The organism is Shewanella jiangmenensis, from assembly GCF_018596335.1.
Taxonomy (GTDB): domain Bacteria; phylum Pseudomonadota; class Gammaproteobacteria; order Enterobacterales; family Shewanellaceae; genus Shewanella; species Shewanella jiangmenensis.
The window spans coordinates 641386-659375 of the sequence record NZ_JAHEPS010000002.1 but is presented as its reverse complement, the minus strand read 5'-3'; the positions used below and the strand labels follow the sequence as shown (position 1 = coordinate 659375).

The following is a 17990-nucleotide window of genomic DNA, read 5'->3' as shown; positions in this document are numbered from 1 at the left end:
ATGACCCGACTCACTCAAACCACGCAATGGCAGGAACTGAAGGAATATTCCAACAATCTGCCCCACATGCGTGAACTTTTTGCAACCGACAGTGCCCGCTTCGACAAGATGTCACTCAAGGCCTGCGGTCTGCTGCTTGATTACTCCAAAAACCGTGTAAACGATGACGTGCTTGGCAAGCTGTTTTCTCTGGCTCGTGGTTGTGAGCTTGAGTCGCGCATTCGCGCCATGTTTGCCGGTGACATCATCAACAACACCGAAAAGCGCGCCGTGCTGCACACAGCGCTGCGCGCACCAGCTGGCAGCGTAGTCAATGTTGACGGTGTGAATGTGGTGCCGGAAGTACAGGCCACGCTGGCTAAAATTGAGGCCTTTGTTGACTCAATCACCTCAGGCAAATGGCGCGGTTACACCGGTAAAGCGATTACAGATATCGTCAGCATTGGGATTGGTGGTTCGTTCCTTGGCCCGAAAATCGTCACCCAGGCACTGCGCCCCTACGCCAATGGCAAGCTGAAGTGCCACTTCGTTGCCAACGTAGACGCCACCTCCCTGGTTGAAAAACTTAAGCTGGTTGACCCGGAAACCACCCTATTTTTGATGTCATCCAAGTCTTTTGGCACCCAGGAAACCCTGACCAATACCTTAAGTGCCCGCGACTGGTTTTTGAGCACCGGCGCCACCCAGGCGGATGTTGCCAAACATTTCGCCGCTGTAACCTCAAACGTTGCCAAAGCTACTGATTTTGGTATCGATGCTGAAAACATTTTCCCGATGTGGGATTGGGTAGGCGGTCGTTACTCGCTGTGGTCGGCCATTGGCTTGCCGATTGCGCTGATGGTTGGCATGGATAACTACCGTGCCCTGCTGGCCGGTGCCCGTGCGATGGACGAGCACTTCACCTCGGCGCCGCTTGAGCAAAACATGCCGGTTATCATGGGCATGCTGTCTGTTTGGTACAGCAACTTTTTCAATGCCCAGTCACATGTAGTGCTCACTTACGATCACTACCTGCGTGGACTGCCCGCCTACTTCCAGCAACTGGATATGGAAAGCAACGGCAAGTCTGTGACCCTTGGCGGTGAAACCGTTGATCATGCAACCGGCCCTGTGATTTGGGGCGGTGAAGGCACCAACGGTCAACACGCCTACCACCAGTTGCTGCACCAAGGCACCGCGCTCATTCCGGCTGACTTTATTATGCCGCTGCAAAGCCATAATCCGCTTGGGGAGCACCATGCGCAGCTGGCATCAAACTGCTTTGGTCAAACCCAGGCACTGATGCAGGGCCGCACCTTTGAGGAAGCGCTCGCTGAGCTCGCCTCAAGCAAGCTGTCTGATGCTGAAAAGCAACTTATCGCCCGCCACAAGGTGATGGACGGTAACAAGCCAAGCAACACCCTGCTGATGGACAAGCTGACCCCGGCGACCCTCGGCGCCCTGATTGCCCTTTATGAACACAGAACCTTTGTTCAGGGCATCATCTGGGACATCAACTCCTTCGACCAGTGGGGTGTGGAGCTCGGTAAAACCCTCGGTAATGACGTACTGGCACGCCTCGGCGCAGCCAAGGAAGCGACCGAACTGGACGCATCCAGCAACGCGCTGATTAACCTGTTCCGTCAAGGACATATCTGATCCGAGCGAGTTAATAACGCAAAAAAGACCGGCATACCGGTCTTTTTTATTTGTTTAATATCAAAAACTTAACCATAGACTACTGAACTTCATCAAAAGGTCATGCCAAGTTAACACTCCTGAAACAATCTTCTTGCACCCTGTTTGCATTGTGTGGTATTTAGTTGCTGAGAAAACATACAACAACAGGAGGTTGCCATGGATCGTTTAGATTATGGTAGTGCGCTAGATGAAGTCGTAGAAAGACCCGGCCGCTCCAAAGGCTCCAATAAAAAACGTAAATGGAGAGAAATCGAGGCGCTTAAGGATAAGCATCGTCTGCTGAAGGAATTGCAGGATATTGATTCTAACTTTGACTACGATGTGGACAGTCTCCTGGCCTGAACTACAGGCAAATAAAAAGAGCGCGTAATGCGCTCTTTTTATTTGCTTGTGGCCGCTAATCCGACTGTGCCAGATAACTTTTCAACTCACCAAACAGCTGGCTGTCGTTGTCGGCAAACAGCGGGTCATCTTTCAAACTGATTTGGCAGCGCTGATGAATTTCCTGCCAGTCACTTTCATTTAAATGCTTGGCAAGGAGCGGAAACAGCTCGCGCTCTTCAAAAAGCATATGTTCTTCCTGCTCGGCAATATAATGCGATAAGTCACTGATGAGTTTATCTCTGGCAACCACTACATCACTGAGGATCAGATTCAGGGTTGCCATTAAAGCGCCGGAGGAAGTAATAAGCTGCTGGTGCTCTGCCGACAAACGCCCGAGCCTCGCGACTTCGGGTAATCTTTCGGCGCCATACTCATAAATCACATCCTCCAGCGGATGGTGACTGTGCTCGGCGTAACTCTGCATGTACTCAACGATATCTCTGACGAGATTGAAGTTTACGCTGTCGCCGTTTTCCAGCATGGTGCGCTTTTTGGTCAGGATCCGAAGCAATATCGCAATATGCTTGTGATCTCTCATGAGTCTACTGAGCATAACAATCCCCCTCGTCAAGGCCTGTCGCCGACAGTCATTTGAATAAATAGTAGTCAAAGCTGCCACGCCAGACCACTATAGCAAAGGCTTTAAGTGCCGTATCATGATGGGGATCAAGCTTTTAAATTAAGCACCACTGCGCTCGAGCGCTTTGATCATGGCTTTCAAAGCCGACTGCAGCCCAAGGAAAGCGCTGCTGGCGGAATTCGCTTGCCTGAGATTGCGCTCCACCAGGCTGGTGAAAAAGTTTTCCTGCTCTTCTGTCATGTCGAGCACATGGAAACTGGCGCGGATCTCAGAGGTAATACTGGTCATGGCCTGACAAAACTGCTGGTCGCTTTCCTGAATACGATTGGCAAGCCCACCCACCAGTTTCTGAATGTCATCTACAACACGGCTTAGGGTTTGCTGACGGGAAATATCGAGGATACGGGCCTCCAATCCTTCGACCACTACGGCAATCACATCGCGGATCCGGCCATAGAGCACATCGTTATCCAGCGGCATGTTTTTTATCAGAAACGATACGTGCTTATCATTACAAATGGTCCGGGAGCCAAAATCGTACAAGCGCCCCTGATGATCCAGCAGTTCAAAAATATTGGCCTCTATCGGACTGATGGCGGTGTGCTCCGGCACAAAATACAGGTTTTCCTCTACCCGGATTTCAAGGCAGGTTTTAAGTTCCAGATGATTCATCAGCTCAAAAAACGCATCGGCCAATTGAGAATATTGCTGACACAGGAAGCACTGACGGAAAAACTGCAGCACAGCACCGTATTGAGCCGACTCACTCATCGACTGGAATGCCATATGGCGGGAGAAGCTTTCGGCTTCCGCTAACGAGCGCTTTTTAATCTGGTAATTGGCAACGGCGTGAGTTTTAGCAACGAGCTCCTTCAGCTCAAAAGGTTTGGCGATAAAATCCACCCCGCCGGCCTCATAAGCCTTGAGCCGCTCTTCGAGCGTATTCATGCCGGATACAAAGATGACTGCACTGTCCATACCACTGCGCTGCAATTCAAGGCACAGCTCAATGCCGGACACGTCCGGCAGGCTGATGTCCATCAGCACTATGTCAGGCTTGCCGCCTGCAAGTGCCGCACGAAAACTGCCAGCCTCAAAGAACAGGCTGACCTGATAGTCGTCATGCAGTACTTCGTGCATCAGATGACAATAGTCATTGTCATCATCCACGATCCACACATTCAGTTGCTCCATCAAATACGCTCTCCCTTACACAGAAAATTTAACCCCGACCTCGGATAAGGCACGGGCGAATGCGGCTAACTCAAAGGGCTTGTGCAGCACTTTAAACGGCATCTCCTCATCCTTTTCAAGCCCTATATCCTCAATAAACCCGGATACCAGCAGCACAGGCATGGGATGCAGGGCCACCAGCTCACTGGCAAGCTCGTAGCCGTTCACGCCGCCGGGCATAAGCACATCGGTAACCAACAGCCCGGCATCACATGGCGACTGCAAATACTTGGCCCGCAGCGTCTGTGCATCCGGAAAGGTTTCCACCTCCATGCCCATTAGCGTGCAGTAGTCAGACAAAATCCGCAGCAGCTCCGGTTCATCGTCAACCAACAGCACCTTAAGCTTGCCACTGACCCGCGGCAGCACCTCATTGCGGGCCAGGGTTTGCTGCTGCGGCGCTTCTTTATTACCCATGGCCGGAAACCAGATCCTGAATTCGGTACCCAAGGAGTTGGTCGAAATCACATTCATGTAGCCGCGGGAGCGCTTTACAAAGCCGTAAATCATCGCAAGCCCAAGGCCGGTGCCCTTGCTCTTATCCTTGGTGGTAAAAAAGGGCTCGAAAATTTTATCGAGCAGATGCAAAGGAATACCGTGGCCCGAATCAGTTACCGAAATCCATACGTAACGGCCAGCCTCCACCATCACCTTGGTGCCAAGGCCCGGTAAAAAGCCCGCCAGCTCCTGCTCGCCGGTTGAAATAATCAGGGTTCCGCCCCCTTCCATGGCGTCGCGGGCGTTAATCACCATATTCAGGAGCGCATCTTCCAGATCGCCCTTATCGACTGTGATGTCTTCAATCTGCTCGGCCGGTTTAAACTGCAGCTGAATCTGGCTGGTGAGGGACTTGGCAAACAACTCCCTTAAACTTTCAATCACCTCATTGACCTGACAGCGCTGGGCATTAAATTGCTCCTGACGGGAAAACTGCAGCAGCCTGCGGGTAAGTTCGGTACCGCGTTGGCAGGAGCGCAGCGCGGTGGCGAGATAATTTTCAAGCCGCTCGTCCTTACTCTTGATTTGCATCAGCTCAATATTGCCGCGCAGCACCCCAAGAATATTGTTGAAATCATGGGCTATCCCACCCACAAGCTGGCCAATCGCCTGCATTTTCTGGGTACGGGCCATGGCATGCTCCATGGCGCGAAATTCGGTGTAGTCACGCCCTATCAGCGCGTACAGGCCGCCGGTTGCATCCTGATCCAGCGCCACCACATGCATATGTAAAAAAGCCTGCTCACCATTGGCCATTTTGCAGAAAACTTCCCCTTCAAAATCATGGCTTTTTGTCAGCATTTCCGACAAATCCAAATCAACGCCATTGGCCTGAATCGCCTTGGGAAAGAGTTGTGACAGCGACATATTCATCAATTGGCTGCGGGGATAGAGACTGATACTGGTAACGGCGGAATTGCTGTAAACAATTTGGCTTTTTCCGTCATGGAACTGTTTAACCACCAGAATAAAGTCATCGCTGTTGCTGACTATCGAGCGGAACATATCCTGATCCCAGCGCTCACCACCTGAGCCCAGAGCCCGCTCATCTGCGCCCAGCATCTGCACGCTGAAAATGCCCATCAGAATTTCGGCAAGCATTTCGCCAAAACTCCACATGAAGTTAAACCAGTCTTCCCTTGGGGTATGAAAGAACACTAAGAGATTTGTGTGTTTAACCGGCCAAATCACAAACTTATGCCAGCAGTGCACCAGCGGCTCTTCGCTTGCGAAGGGCCACTCTTTGATGTCTTTCCAGAGGGTAAGGTAGCGAACAGGATCGCGGCACCAGCAGGAAGCAGACGCCGGCATATCTTCATCATTGATATGCGCAAGCTCCACCAGCAGCACCGCCTGCGACTCACTGTACTCAGCAAGGATGCGGCACAGCGGCAACACCACATCTTCCCCCCGCATAAACCTGGCCTGCAATTTACCGAGTTCGGCAAGCAGTGCGGGATCGAAAATGGCCTGGCGGGTATCTAGCAGCATATTGTCGACACCAGAGTCCATTCCAGCAGTTCCGTTTCAGCATTCATTGACTAAAGCTTAGTCAAGTTAAGAAACTTTGCTGAACAACATGCTGTAACTGACCACAAGATGGTGATTTCGGGCTGCAGTGATAAAAAAGGAGGCCGAAGCCTCCTTTACTCTTTCAATGAATTGCGCACTGAATTTCACACAGAAGCGCGCTTCGATGCTGCCTAGTCGTTTCCTAGCACACTGAAAAGATGCGCCTTAAGGGCGGCAAAATCCGCCGGCAGCTCGGCCGCCAGGCTCGGCTTATCAGCTACTGCAGCAAGCTCAGGCGGCAGCGGTAAGTTCACTCCAAGCTCACGGTCGACCACATCCTTGAATTTTGCTGGGTGCGCCGTGGCCAGGAAAATCCCCCGCTCGGCGGCGCCAAGATTGTCGGTGAGCGCCTTGGCCGCGATGGCGGCATGGGGCTCTGATAAATATCCCGCCGCCTGCAGTGCTTTTAGCGACTCACGGGTGCTTGCTTCATCCAGCGCCACGCCGTCTATGCTTGCCAGCGGCCAATCCATATAGCTGGCGATGGCTTCGACCCTCGGCCAATTGCTTGGGTCGGCCACATCCATGGCATTGGACATGGTGGCAACTGTCGGCTTCACCTGCCAGTTAAGGCTTGCCAGATAGCGCGGCACGGTATCGTTGCTGTTGGTCGCCGCCACAAAGCGTTTTACCGGCAGCCCCATCGCCTTGGCAAAAAGCCCGGCAGTCAGGTTACCGAAGTTGCCGCTTGGCACCGCAATCACCGGCGCATCGCCATGATGACGACGATACTGGGCAACCGCTTCAAAGTAGTAGCAAATCTGTGCCAGCAGTCGACTGATGTTAATCGAGTTGGCAGAGTTTAAATGCAAACCTTCACGCACCGATGGCTCATCAAAGGCCTGCTTGACCAGCGCCTGACAGGCATCAAAGTCTGACTCAACCGCCACGGTGTGAATATTACCGCCAAGGGTGGTGAACATCTTTTCCTGCAGCTCACTGATTTTGCCCTTGGGATAGAGCACACACACCTGCACCTTGTCGAGGCCATAAAAGGCATCGGCCACCGCTGCGCCGGTATCGCCGGAGGTGGCGGTCAAAATGGTCAGACGCGCATCGCCGGCAAGGTGCTCAAGGCACTGGGCCATAAAGCGCGCACCAAAATCCTTGAACGCCAGAGTCGGGCCATGGAACAGCTCAAGGCTGTAGCGGCGCTCATCCACCTGCACCAGTGGCGCTTCGAAGGTAAAGGCATTGTCGACCAGTTTATCAACGACTGCCTGCCCGAGTTCATCGGCAAGCCAGGCGCCGAGCACTTTTTTGCTGCGCTCGGCAAAGGGCAGCGACAACAGCGATTCAACGTCCGCCAGCACCGGAATACGGCTTGGGAAAAACAGGCCGCGGTCTTTGCCAAGCCCTAGTTTGACCGCATCACTGAAGCTGACCCGCTCTTCGGGGTGTTTCAGGTTAAATAATTCCATCACATCATTCCTTGCCAGCGCCGCGGCCATGCTGCCAACAGCGCTTCAAATTTCTATCAAAGTCGCGGGATATCAGCCCATTATCACATCACACAGCGCGGGTTCCCAGCATATCGAGGCGGCACACATGGGCAAAACCGCCGTCGGTGAGATAATGGGATTCAAGCCAGGCCTTGGCGGCCTCGGCGGTTTTTAAACAGCTGCTGACGGAAAACAGCGTCGGGCCACTGCCGGAAATACCAGTGGTCAGCATGCCGAGTGAGTTCAGCGCTTCACGTGCCTCGTTGTAACCCGGAATAGCCGGCGCGCGATAGGGCTCCGCCAGCACATCCTTAAGCACCGCGATGGCAAGCGCCTCGTCCTGACGGTACGACGCATGAACAAAGGCCGACAGGTTACGGCCAAAATCGATGACCACAGATTTCGCGTACTCAGGGGGCATCAGTGCGCGCATTTTCGCGGTTGAAAGCGAAATGCCGGGATACGCCACCACCCAGTACCAATTCTCAAAACTCGGAATCGCCTCACAGATGCGGCCCGGCAAATCCAGCATCAGCTGCATGCCGCCAAGGTAGCAGGGTGCCACGTTATCGTAATGCACCGAACCGCTGATCCGCCCTTCAAATTCGCCCATCAGCGCCAGCAGCGCCTGCTCATCAAAGGGCCGGTCGAAATGCTCATTGAGCGCATAAAGCGCCGCCACCACTGAGCTCGCGCTCGAACCTAACCCACTGCCAACCGGCAGGTTTTTCTCAAGGGTAAGCTTAACGCCCTCACCTTCTTTGCCAAGGCGCTGTAAAAAGAACTCGGCGCACTGCCACACAATGTTATCCGCGGGGTTGCCCGGCAGCTTATGGGCCCAGGCACCGGCAAGTGCAAGCTCAATACCTGAATCTGCTTTTTCGATACTGACCCTGTCACCAAGGTAACTGCCATCTATCGGCGCCAATGCGGCGCCGAGCAAATCAAATCCCACACCCACGTTACCCATGGAAGCCGGGGCATATACAGTCAAACTCATAAACCCACCTCTCGGGTCCAATTCAGGGTACGCAATAAATCGGCAAAGGCGCCAGCGGCAGTCACATCGGTACCGGCGCCATAACCGCGCAGCACCAACGGGATGGGCTGGTAATAACGGCTGTAAAACGCCAGCGCATTCTCGCCGCCTTTCACGCTGAAAAGCGGGTCTTCCGGCCCAACCGCCTGAATACTCACCCGGCAGCCAGACTCATCTATCTGCCCGACATAGCGCAGCACTTTACCTTCGCTGCGCGCCGCTTCCACCCTTGCTGCGATTTCGGCATTGGCCTTGGGCAGATTGGCCATAAAGGTATCGACATCGCCGGACGAGTCGAAGGATGACGGCAACACAGAATCCACCACCACATCGTCAAGCTCAAGCGCCATGCCTACTTCACGGGCCAAAATCAGCACCTTGCGCGCCACATCCATACCACACAGGTCGTCGCGGGGATCAGGCTCGGTAAAGCACTTGTCACGGGCGATGGCAGTCGCCTCAGACAAACTCATGCCTTCATCGAGCTTACCGAAAATAAACGACAGCGAACCTGAAAGTATTCCATTGAATTTATGCAGCTTATCCCCTGCGCACAGCAGCTTTTTCAGGTTATCTATCACGGGCAGCCCGGCGCCGACGTTGGTTTCATACAAAAACTGACGTCTGTGCTTGAGCGCCGCATCACGAAGCGCGCGGTAAAATCCAAGCTCGCGGGTGTTGGCTTTTTTGTTCGGCGTAACCACATGCAGGCCCGCTTCCATCACCTCAAGGTAGCGGTCCGCCACATCAGACGATGAGGTGCAATCCACCAGCACAGGATTAAGCAGTTGCTGCTCTTTGGCCCACTGCACCATAGCGCTGATGTCACAGGCTTTTTCCGAGTCTGCAAGCAGTGCCTGCCAATTGCCAAGCTCAATGCCCTTTTCATCCAGCAACATGCGACGGGAGTTGGCGATGCCGCACACCCGGATACTGATGTGCTGCTCTTTAAGCGCCTCAGCCTGAGCCTTAACCTGCTTGAGCAGTGCCGCGCCCACATTGCCGGCGCCCACCAAAAACAGATCCAGATATTGCTGCACATCGAAAAAGCGCTGATGGCAGGCACCGATGGCCTTGTGCACCTTGCGCTGCTCAATCACGGCAGAAATAGAGCGCTCGGAAGAGCCCTGGGCAATCGCCACAATGTTTACCCCAGCCTGGGCCAGTGCCGAGAAAAACTTCGCCGCCACGCCCTTGTGGGTGCGCATGCCATCGCCGATAAGCGACACAATCGCGAGCGCATCGCGCATTTCCAGCGGCTCCAGCAGCTCGCTCTTAAGTTCGAGCTCAAATTCCTGCTCAAGTGCGCTGCGCACCTTGACGGCATCTTTTTGCGACACGCAAAAACTGATGGAATACTCGCAGGAGCTTTGGGTGATAAGCGACACCGACACTCCGGCGCGGGCAATGGCACCAAGGGTACGGCTCGCCATGCCGACCATGCCTTTCATGCCGGGGCCAGACACATCAAACATGGTTTGATGATCAAGGCTTGAAATGGCTTTCACTTCAAGACCTGTGGTATCGGCGGCATTGGACACCAAAGTGCCGGGTGCCGACGGATTGAAACTGTTTTTGATGTAGCAGGGAATATGAAACTGGGCAATAGGTGCGATGGTTTTGGGATGCAGCACCTTGGCGCCGAAATACGACAGCTCCATCGCCTCCTGATAAGAAAGCTGCGACAGCAGTTTGGCATCGGCCACCACACGCGGGTCGGTGTTGTATACCCCATCAACGTCGGTCCAGATCTCACAGCTTTGCGCATCCAGGCAAGCGGCCAGCACAGCGCCGGAATAGTCCGAGCCATTGCGCCCAAGCGTTACGGTGCGGCCATCGCTGTCAGCAGCGGTAAAGCCCGGCATCACCCACACCCGCTTGCTTGCAAGTGGCAGCGCCTTGAAACGCGGCTTACTGACGGCGATATCCACGACAGATTCAAGCGGTGTACCCTGGGCCAGAAACAGCGCGCGCGGGTCGAGTTTGTCGCTGCCAAGCCCGCGGGCATTCATCAGCGCCACCATCAGCTCGCTCGACAGCCGCTCACCGGCAACCACGATTTCTGCCCGCACGCTGTCGGGGCACTCACCAAGAAGATGAATGCCCTGCAGACGGGTTTGCCAGGCGTCAACCTGGGCATCGAGCGCGGCAAACAGCGCATCGCGGCTTATCGCAGCATGGGTGTCGCATGCTTCAGTGTAGAGCCGGACAAACACGCCTCTCACCCGCTCCAGCACTGCGTTAAAATCACCGCCCGCAACGGCCACATCGACCATTTCGAGCAAACCGTTGGTGACGGTGGCGGGTGCCGACAATACTGCGGCGACCTGAGTCTCTTCTGCTGCCTTGGCGATGATAGCCGCGGCCATCTCAAACCGTCCCCAGTTGGCAAGGGAGGTGCCTCCAAACTTCATTACTTTCATACTTCGCTACTCCATCCTGCCTCGCCGAATCCCCGGAAACAAAAAACCCGCTCCTTGGGGGGAGCGGGCTTGTTGTTTTGAATCTTTCGTCAGGGTGTAATCAGCCCGCCCCCATTATGGTAATGGTGGTGGTAGTAATAATGGTGGTTACTACATTGAACTGATACATGTGAGTGGTCACGTCCTGATTTAAGCTGTGGACACAGAATTGCTCGGAACGGCAATTCTTGTCAACCCCTGCATTTAATTATTTTTTACAGATCGGCAACAATATTTCATATCCTGCAATCATTGGTTCCCCGGAATGAAAATACCATACAAAAATGATGAGTTCGCTGACATCATCCTCACTTAACGTAAAGGTTAACCAATAACGCGCAATTCCGTAATGTGTTAATTTTAAAGAAAAATGAATTTGTGCATTATTAAAAACACCGCAACGCGCAACCACAGGGGCAAAAGTAGCCCCACAGCACCTTTGCACGACCGCTTTAACAAGACTGTGAAAAAAGCTGCGTAAGTTAACAATCACTGATGTAAATCATCGCCTGAGGCGCAAATCCTTAGTATCATGCGCCCACATTGCGTATATGGAGGCAGTATGAATATCACTAAGCACAGCGCGGTAACCATTCATTATCGCTTGAGCGACCAGCAAGGCCAGCTGATTGAAAGCTCTTTTGAGGCCGATCCCATGGTTTACCTGCACGGTGCCGAGAACCTGATCCCGGGTCTGGAATCTGCACTCGAAGGCAAAGCAGCCGGTCAAATCATCGAAGTGACCATCGACTGCGAACAGGCTTATGGCCCATACCACGACAGCCTGCGTCAGGAAGTGCCACTGGCCGCCTTTGGTGATATCGAAGACATAGTGCCCGGCATGCGCTTTATTGCCGAAACCGAAATGGGTCAGCGTCCGGTTCAGGTTACCGAAGTGCTGGACAACAGCGTAGTGGTTGACGGTAACCACCCACTCGCCGGTCAGTCACTGAACTTCTACGTTGAAGTGATGGACGTACGTGAAGCCAGCGCCGAAGAAGTGGCCCATGGCCACATTCACGCCCACGGCGGCGGTTGTGGTGGTCACCACCATCACCACGATGAAGGCGGCTGCTGCGGCGGACATGGCAATGATCACGACCATGGTCACTGTGCCCACGACGAAGAAAAAGAAGCCAAACCTGGCTGCGATGGTAACGGCGGCTGCGGTTGCCGCGGCTGAAAAGCCAACCGATAGTCGGAAATTATTAAAAAACGCCGGTCATTTTTTGGCCGGCGTTTTCTTTTGGGTCTAAAATGGGCTGGTTGGCATGGATTGCCGTAATTGAACTCGTCAAGGAGAGACCAATGCTGAGCCGCCCCTTTTATGAGAGCCTGCCCTATCTTTGCATGATTGCCGCTGCCACCACCCTGTTCTGGCAGCGCACCCCGCTGACCATTTCAGCCGGGCTGGTGCTGTTTTTTGCCGGAGCCAAAATTTACATCATGCGCTCTGACAATCGCCGCACCGACCCAAGCCGAAAACGCAAAAAAGGCAGTTGGCCCAAGTCATTGTATGAATTGTTTCCCTTTCTGTGCCTGGCGCTGAGCGCCATGCTGCTGGGTATGCCGGATGCGAGTTGGATGATATTGCCATCCCTCGCCATGATGGCCTATTCCCTGTATGTACTGGCAAGCCGCGCCAACTATCGCCATCACCAGATCCCATCGCCGCGGGGCAACCGCTGACAGGCATCAGTAGACAGGTGAAGGTACCTGCACGTTCAGGCTGTCTGAACCTCAAGGCGCAGCAGTAACACAACCAGTAGCACAATCAGCAACAAAAGCATGCAGCCGCAAGGCTCAGCGAATGTCAGTTGGCTCAGTAACGATAAGATTGGCAATGGCGGCGCGCTCTGCGTCCGTCATGTGCTTTAAGTAATTGGAGCAGCGGGTAATGGTTGCAATACTGATTTGGTATTCAGCTGCGATTTGCCGCTGACTCAGCTCGCCGGCCAGCAGTAATTGAAACACCTTGAGCCGGCCGGCAATGGCGCCGCGCTCTTCCTCGGTCAGCAGCAATTGAAACAGAGTCACCAACTCGCTTTTGTCCGGATGGGTCAGAATTTTTTCGATTACCAGATCCCAGGATGCCCGCATATTGTCCTCTTATTCAGGTGCCTTTGTCGTGCCAGAGTGTATCAAGGCCGCCATAGACAAACAAATCCCCTGCACTTGGCCGCCACCTTACAAAATCTAACAAATTGCGCTGTTTAGTTTATTGCCGATACAGGTAGAATGGGGCGCTTTACTCCCTTGAATCATTTTGCACAAGGATGAATAACAATGAAAAAAGTACTGCTTTGCTTGAGCGCTCTGGCCGCTTTCGGCGCCACTGCCAACAACTTTGAGAGCACCGACGACGCCATTCACTATCGCGAATCAGCCTTTGGCCTGATCGCTTATCAATTTGGCGATATGAGCGCCATGCTCAAAGGCAAAAAGGAATTTAACGCCGACGTATTCGCCCAGCGCGCTGCCAACGTCGCCGCCCTGTCCAAGCTGCCAGCCGAAGGCTTTATCGATGGCTCAGACAAGGGTAAAACCGATGCGCTGCCAAAGATTTGGGAAAACAAAGCCGATTTCGACAGCCGCATGACCGAGTTCCAGGACAACGCCGCCAAGCTGGCTGAAGTGGCCAAAGGTGGCGACAAAGACGCTATCAAGGCTGCCTTTGCCAACACAGGCAAGAGCTGTAAAGGTTGTCACGATAACTACAAGAAAGACTAATCCCTTGCTTGTATGACAAAAAAGCCTGCAATCGCAGGCTTTTTGTTTATTTAATCTTGCTAATTTTAGCTTATTAATCAAAGACCTTTAACGGACGGCCACAGCAAAAGGTAGCCCACAGGAGCCAGCACCAGCGCCAACAGCACCAAGGCTTTCCACAGCGGCGCAAACGAAAGGCTCTCATTCACACCTATATCATCCCTGTGTCGCTTGCCGGTAAACATGGCGCCGAGCAATCGGTCACCCTTGATGATATGCGCAACGACCGCCAGCACATGTACCGCCGCAAGAATAAGCAGCAAATCGAAATTGCGCTTGTGCAGCCAGGTGAGCCAGGAGGCGGTGTCACTGCTGACCATGCTCACCAGCGGCCCTTCGGTAAACACCTCATCGGTGGCAAAAAGTCCGCTGCCAAGCTGCACCAGCAGCACCAGCAGCATGGTCATGACCATGTAACCACCCAGCGGATTATGGCCATGATGGCCTTTAACACCTTTGCTGGCTGCGGCTTTGGCATACTGAATAACGGTTAACGGATGATGCAGGAAATGGTTGAATCTGGCCGTATCGCTGCCAATAAAGCCCCACAGCAGCCTGAACAGGACCAGCGCCATCAGTGCATAAGCAAACACCTGATGCCACTGCATCTCACCGACCTCGGCACTCCACCACAGCAGGCCAAGCAGCGCTACCATCAACCAATGAAACAGCCTTGTCGGCAAATCCCACACCCTGGCGTGTGTCATTACAACCTCCGAACACTCTGCAAACCGCCTGAAAAAGTATCGGGATGGTAATCAAATCAGGAGGGAAAGAGAAGAAAAGGAATGTAAGCAGGGGTGAGTTATCCATTCGAATATGCGCCCCTTTTCCCAGGGGTTCAAGCCTTTTCGGGGCAAATTCCCGCATTTTTAACCAAGCGCTCAAATATGAAGCGAACGAAAATATCGCCTTGAAAAAACGTGATTTTGTTCACGACTTTGCTTGGGCAGCTTGGTAGTCTGGAGTCACGGAAACAAAAAGAGGTTCGACAATATGTTGAAAATTACCAGCAAACAGTTCGAAGTTACTGCTCCCATCCGTGAACGTGTAGAGAGCCGTTTTGAGAAGTTATCCCGTCTGGATGTGCAGCTGATTAATCCCCATGTGATTATCAGCCAGGAGAAAGCCCTCTTTAAGATTGAAGCCTCAGTAGGCGTGCCACAAGGAGATTTATTTGCCCAGGCGAAGCATGAAAACCTGTATGCAGCCATTACGGCCATGGGACAGAAGCTCGAGAAGCAGCTTAATCGCCTGATCCACAAACCCGAAGCCAAGCGCACTGACACCGCAGAGGTTGTCGAGGAAGCCGACTTGGATGATGACTACGAGGAGGAATACGCAGCTTGACCGCAATTAGTCTCACGCCTAAGCGCACCTTCGGGTGCGCTTTCATTTTATTGCACACCTGATTATTTTTTGATTGACACCCCCGGCATCGACCATTAGTTTTAAGGGCCATGAACACATTCGTATTCGCCGTTTTTACTTTCTTTTTTATTCACTTCCCCTGTGGAGGCGGATTTTCTGTGTAAAAACGAAAGTGAAAATTCAAAAGCCTCCCTCCAAAAAAGGGAGGCTTTTTTGTTGGATGGCGATGCAGTAATTCAAAAACAGAGGTCAGTATGGATAAACCACAGCCCCTGAGCGAAACCCGGGAGCAAATCACCGACATCGACAACACTGTGCTGCAACTGCTGGCCAGACGGCGTGAGCTGAGTCTGGAAGTGGCGCGCAGCAAAGAAGTGGATGTACGGCCGGTGCGGGACACCCAGCGCGAGCGCGAGCTGCTCGCACGTTTGGTGCAAAAAGGTCGTGAGCAAGGGCTGGATCCCCATTTTGTGATGCAGCTGTACCAGAGCATTATCGAAGACTCAGTGCTCAATCAGCAGGCCTATCTCCATGGCCGTGCCAACCCCGAGACTCAAAAGCAGCAGTATTGCATCGCGTACCTTGGCGCCCGTGGCTCTTACTCTTACCTTGCCGCCAACCGTTATTGCCAGCGCCGTCAGGTGGACATGGTGGATTTGGGCTGCCAGAGTTTTGATGAAATCGTGCAAGCGGTGGAATCCGGCCATGCCGATTATGGCTTTTTGCCAATTGAGAACACTTCGTCCGGCTCCATCAACGAAGTGTACGATGTGCTGCAGCACACCAGCCTTGCCATCGTCGGTGAAACCACCATCGAAGTGGGCCACTGCTTACTTGCCAAACCCGGCACCAAAGCAAGCGATATCAAGACCCTGTATGCCCATCCGCAGCCCATCAGCCAGTGCAGCCGCTATCTTGCCCGCCATCCGGGCGTGAGACTTGAGTACTGCGCCTCCAGCGCCGAAGCCATGGAAAAGGTGCAGGCCGCTGCAGGCAACGATGTCGCCGCCATTGGCAGCGCCGAAGGCGGCGCGCTCTATCAGCTCGAAGCCATTGAAAAGGGTCTTGCCAACCAAAAGGTCAACCAGAGCCGCTTTATCGTGGTGGCCCGTAAGGCCGTGGCGGTTCCTGAGCAGCTGCCTGCCAAGTGCACCCTAATCATGGCTACCGGCCAGAAACCCGGCGCCCTGGTAGAAGCCCTGCTGGTGCTCAAAGCCAACAACCTCAACATGAGTAAGCTCGAGAGCCGCCCTATTCCCGGCACGCCGTGGGAAGAGATGTTTTACCTCGACATTGATGCCAATCTGGCAAGCCCGCCGATGCAGCTGGCACTCAAAGAGCTTGAGCGCATCACCCGCTTTATCAAGGTGCTGGGCTGCTATCCCTGTGAAACCGTGGCGCCGACCCAGCTGTCGAACGCCCAGCTGTTGATTGAGCCTGAGCATTTTCGCGCAGATGCGCCGCCAGCTACAAAACCACACCCAAGCGCCGCCGAGCCTGCACGTCACAGCCTCGCTTACAAAGCAAGCCTCAGTGAGGCTGTGGCTGGTTCACTGCTTCTTGGCAACGGCCATACCGGTGCGCTGGCGCAGCTGCCGCTGCCGCAAACCCTGGAAGGCTTTGAGCCCTTTCTTAAGCAGATCAAGGCCGCAGGGTTTGCCGGTTTAGTGTTAAGTCAGCTCGCTGAGCAGCCAAACCCCGCCAAGGCGCTGGATGCCTGCGCCAAAGCGGCTGAGAAGTTTGGCCTTATCACGGCCGCCGCAATCGATAAGGAAGAGGAGCTTGAACATGCCCTCTCACGGGTCGAGCTTATCCTCATCAAGGGCAAACAGATGTTCAACCGGCCGCTGCTTGAGCGCGTGGGTAAACTGCATCTGCCGGTGGTACTTGAGCGCAACACCATGGCCGACATCGACGAGCTGCTTGGCGCGGCCGATATCATATTAGGCGCAGGCAATCAGCAGCTGATGCTGTGTGAATCCGGCGTGAGCAGCTTTAAGAGCAGCAGCCTTGCGACGCTCGATTTGGCGGGCTTGGTGGAGCTTAAAGCGAGAAGCCACCTGCCGGTGCTGGTAAATCCAAGTTATGCGGTCAGCGCGGATGCCTGCCCACGGCAGGCTAAGGCTGTTAAACACCTTGGCGCCGATGGTTTGGTACTGGATGTAACCCTGGACGCCCCGATAGCCGACAATCATATCGGCGAAACCCTACGCCAGTTTTTTATCTGACTTCACCAGCTGACTGACGGAACCTGATAACTGACAGTACCAATGGAAAAGGGGCCAACGGGCCCCTTTGGTGTATCTGGTGTGCTAATTTTGCGCTTATCCTAGCGTTGTCTAACCAATGCTGATTGAACCAATGCTGATTGAACCAATGCTGATTGAACCAATGCTGATTGAACCAATGCTGATTTAACCAATCTGATTGAACTGATTTGGCCCCGATTCATTCCGCTCAGTCAATCGAGCTTGCTGCTACCTGACTGCGCGGCGGCTGAATGGCCACCCCATCAATCAAACTGACCCAGCCCTTCACTATCCTGAGTACAAACCAGGCAAGCACTCCCACAAGCACGGATGCCGCAAGCCAGCCGCTGGGAAGCCAGTACCAAAGTGCAGCACCAAAGACCAATCCCAACATTGAGTTTCGCTGCCATTTCAGGTGCGTCACGCATATCGCGCAGCAGTCACTTTTGCGCAGTGACAAATTCAGCAGCAGCGCAATCATCACCGGCAGCAGCAACACAAAGGCGCTCATCAGGCCATATTGGATGTGGATAAGGCTGGTGTCCTGGGCGGTGGTGTGGGGCAAACTCAACTGGGCCATGGTGTGCTCCGGTAGTACTGACAAGGGGCGGTAAAAATGAACCGTTAGCAAGCAACTTGTTTGCGGCCCTGAATTAACCTTACTTTCCCATCGGTAAAAGCGCAACCAAGGCCCGCGAAAAGCCAAGTATA

At 53.7% G+C, this 17990-nt stretch carries 17 protein-coding genes and 1 other annotated feature; of the genes, 7 read left to right on the top strand and 10 right to left on the bottom strand.

All coding sequences use genetic code 11. The features are described 5' to 3' along the window. Complete coding sequence (gene pgi / locus KJI95_RS08350) at nucleotides 1-1638, top strand: glucose-6-phosphate isomerase (RefSeq protein ID WP_214506713.1); 1638 nt, start codon at nucleotides 1-3, stop codon at nucleotides 1636-1638. A gap of 198 nt (nucleotides 1639-1836) precedes the next feature. After that, entirely contained in the window at nucleotides 1837-2022 is a 186-nt protein-coding gene (locus KJI95_RS08345; RefSeq protein ID WP_126166042.1) for a DUF3545 family protein, read from the top strand. A 55-nt stretch (nucleotides 2023-2077) separates the two neighbouring features. Here KJI95_RS08345 and KJI95_RS08340 read toward each other — a convergent pair whose 3' ends face one another. From KJI95_RS08340 to KJI95_RS08310, 7 genes are all read right to left on the bottom strand, one after another. After that, complete coding sequence (locus KJI95_RS08340) at nucleotides 2078-2617, bottom strand: hemerythrin domain-containing protein (RefSeq protein WP_214506712.1); 540 nt, start codon at nucleotides 2615-2617, stop codon at nucleotides 2078-2080. 126 nt (nucleotides 2618-2743) lie between these two features. Further along, entirely contained in the window at nucleotides 2744-3838 is a 1095-nt protein-coding gene (locus KJI95_RS08335) for a response regulator (protein WP_214506711.1), read from the bottom strand. A gap of 15 nt (nucleotides 3839-3853) precedes the next feature. After that, the gene (locus KJI95_RS08330; RefSeq protein ID WP_214506710.1) at nucleotides 3854-5887 is read right to left on the bottom strand and encodes a hybrid sensor histidine kinase/response regulator; all 2034 of its coding nucleotides are present in this window, start codon (nucleotides 5885-5887) and stop codon (nucleotides 3854-3856) included. Nucleotides 5888-6078: 191 nt separating this feature from the next. After that, nucleotides 6079-7368: a threonine synthase gene (gene thrC / locus KJI95_RS08325; protein WP_214506709.1), complete on the bottom strand. Its 1290-nt coding sequence runs from the start codon at nucleotides 7366-7368 to the stop codon at nucleotides 6079-6081. A gap of 88 nt (nucleotides 7369-7456) precedes the next feature. Then, nucleotides 7457-8389 (bottom strand): homoserine kinase, encoded by a 933-nt coding sequence (gene thrB / locus KJI95_RS08320; protein WP_214506708.1) that lies wholly within the window; start codon nucleotides 8387-8389, stop codon nucleotides 7457-7459. Next, nucleotides 8386-10851, bottom strand: coding sequence for a bifunctional aspartate kinase/homoserine dehydrogenase I (thrA, locus tag KJI95_RS08315; RefSeq protein WP_214506707.1), 2466 nt, complete (start codon nucleotides 10849-10851; stop codon nucleotides 8386-8388). Before thrA ends, thrB begins: the two co-directional genes overlap by 4 nt. Before the next feature lie 247 nt (nucleotides 10852-11098). Further along, on the bottom strand, nucleotides 11099-11383 hold the full coding sequence (locus tag KJI95_RS08310) for a hypothetical protein (RefSeq protein WP_214506706.1): 285 nt from the start codon (nucleotides 11381-11383) through the stop codon (nucleotides 11099-11101). Nucleotides 11384-11452: 69 nt separating this feature from the next. On the opposite strand from KJI95_RS08310, the gene slyD reads away from it, so the two are divergent. Both slyD and KJI95_RS08300 read left to right on the top strand, forming a co-directional pair. After that, nucleotides 11453-12073, top strand: coding sequence for a peptidylprolyl isomerase (gene slyD, locus KJI95_RS08305; RefSeq protein WP_214506705.1), 621 nt, complete (start codon nucleotides 11453-11455; stop codon nucleotides 12071-12073). Nucleotides 12074-12198: 125 nt separating this feature from the next. Continuing rightward, nucleotides 12199-12579 (top strand): hypothetical protein, encoded by a 381-nt coding sequence (locus tag KJI95_RS08300; protein WP_214506704.1) that lies wholly within the window; start codon nucleotides 12199-12201, stop codon nucleotides 12577-12579. A gap of 114 nt (nucleotides 12580-12693) precedes the next feature. Here KJI95_RS08300 and KJI95_RS08295 read toward each other — a convergent pair whose 3' ends face one another. Then, nucleotides 12694-12990, bottom strand: a complete 297-nt coding sequence (locus KJI95_RS08295; protein WP_214506703.1) for a Trp family transcriptional regulator — start codon at nucleotides 12988-12990, stop codon at nucleotides 12694-12696. Between the two features lie 186 nt (nucleotides 12991-13176). Here KJI95_RS08295 and KJI95_RS08290 point away from each other — a divergent pair, with 186 nt between their 5' ends. Beyond that, nucleotides 13177-13620, top strand: coding sequence for a c-type cytochrome (locus KJI95_RS08290; protein ID WP_214506702.1), 444 nt, complete (start codon nucleotides 13177-13179; stop codon nucleotides 13618-13620). 77 nt (nucleotides 13621-13697) lie between these two features. On the opposite strand, the gene KJI95_RS08285 is transcribed toward KJI95_RS08290, so the two are convergent. Continuing rightward, entirely contained in the window at nucleotides 13698-14366 is a 669-nt protein-coding gene (locus KJI95_RS08285) for a cytochrome b/b6 domain-containing protein (protein WP_214506701.1), read from the bottom strand. Nucleotides 14367-14655: 289 nt separating this feature from the next. Here KJI95_RS08285 and hpf point away from each other — a divergent pair, with 289 nt between their 5' ends. Both hpf and KJI95_RS08275 read left to right on the top strand, forming a co-directional pair. Then, on the top strand, nucleotides 14656-15009 hold the full coding sequence (gene hpf / locus KJI95_RS08280; RefSeq protein WP_214506700.1) for a ribosome hibernation-promoting factor, HPF/YfiA family: 354 nt from the start codon (nucleotides 14656-14658) through the stop codon (nucleotides 15007-15009). 112 nt (nucleotides 15010-15121) lie between these two features. Then, nucleotides 15122-15248: a sequence feature (Phe leader region), on the top strand. Between the two features lie 36 nt (nucleotides 15249-15284). Continuing rightward, nucleotides 15285-17258, top strand: coding sequence for a chorismate mutase (locus tag KJI95_RS08275; protein WP_214506699.1), 1974 nt, complete (start codon nucleotides 15285-15287; stop codon nucleotides 17256-17258). A gap of 229 nt (nucleotides 17259-17487) precedes the next feature. Here the strand turns inward: KJI95_RS08275 and KJI95_RS08270 are convergent, their stop codons facing one another. After that, nucleotides 17488-17859 carry a hypothetical protein gene (locus KJI95_RS08270; RefSeq protein ID WP_214506698.1) on the bottom strand — a complete coding sequence of 124 codons (372 nt, stop codon included), beginning with the start codon at nucleotides 17857-17859 and terminating at the stop codon, nucleotides 17488-17490. Nucleotides 17860-17990: the final 131 nt, after the last annotated feature.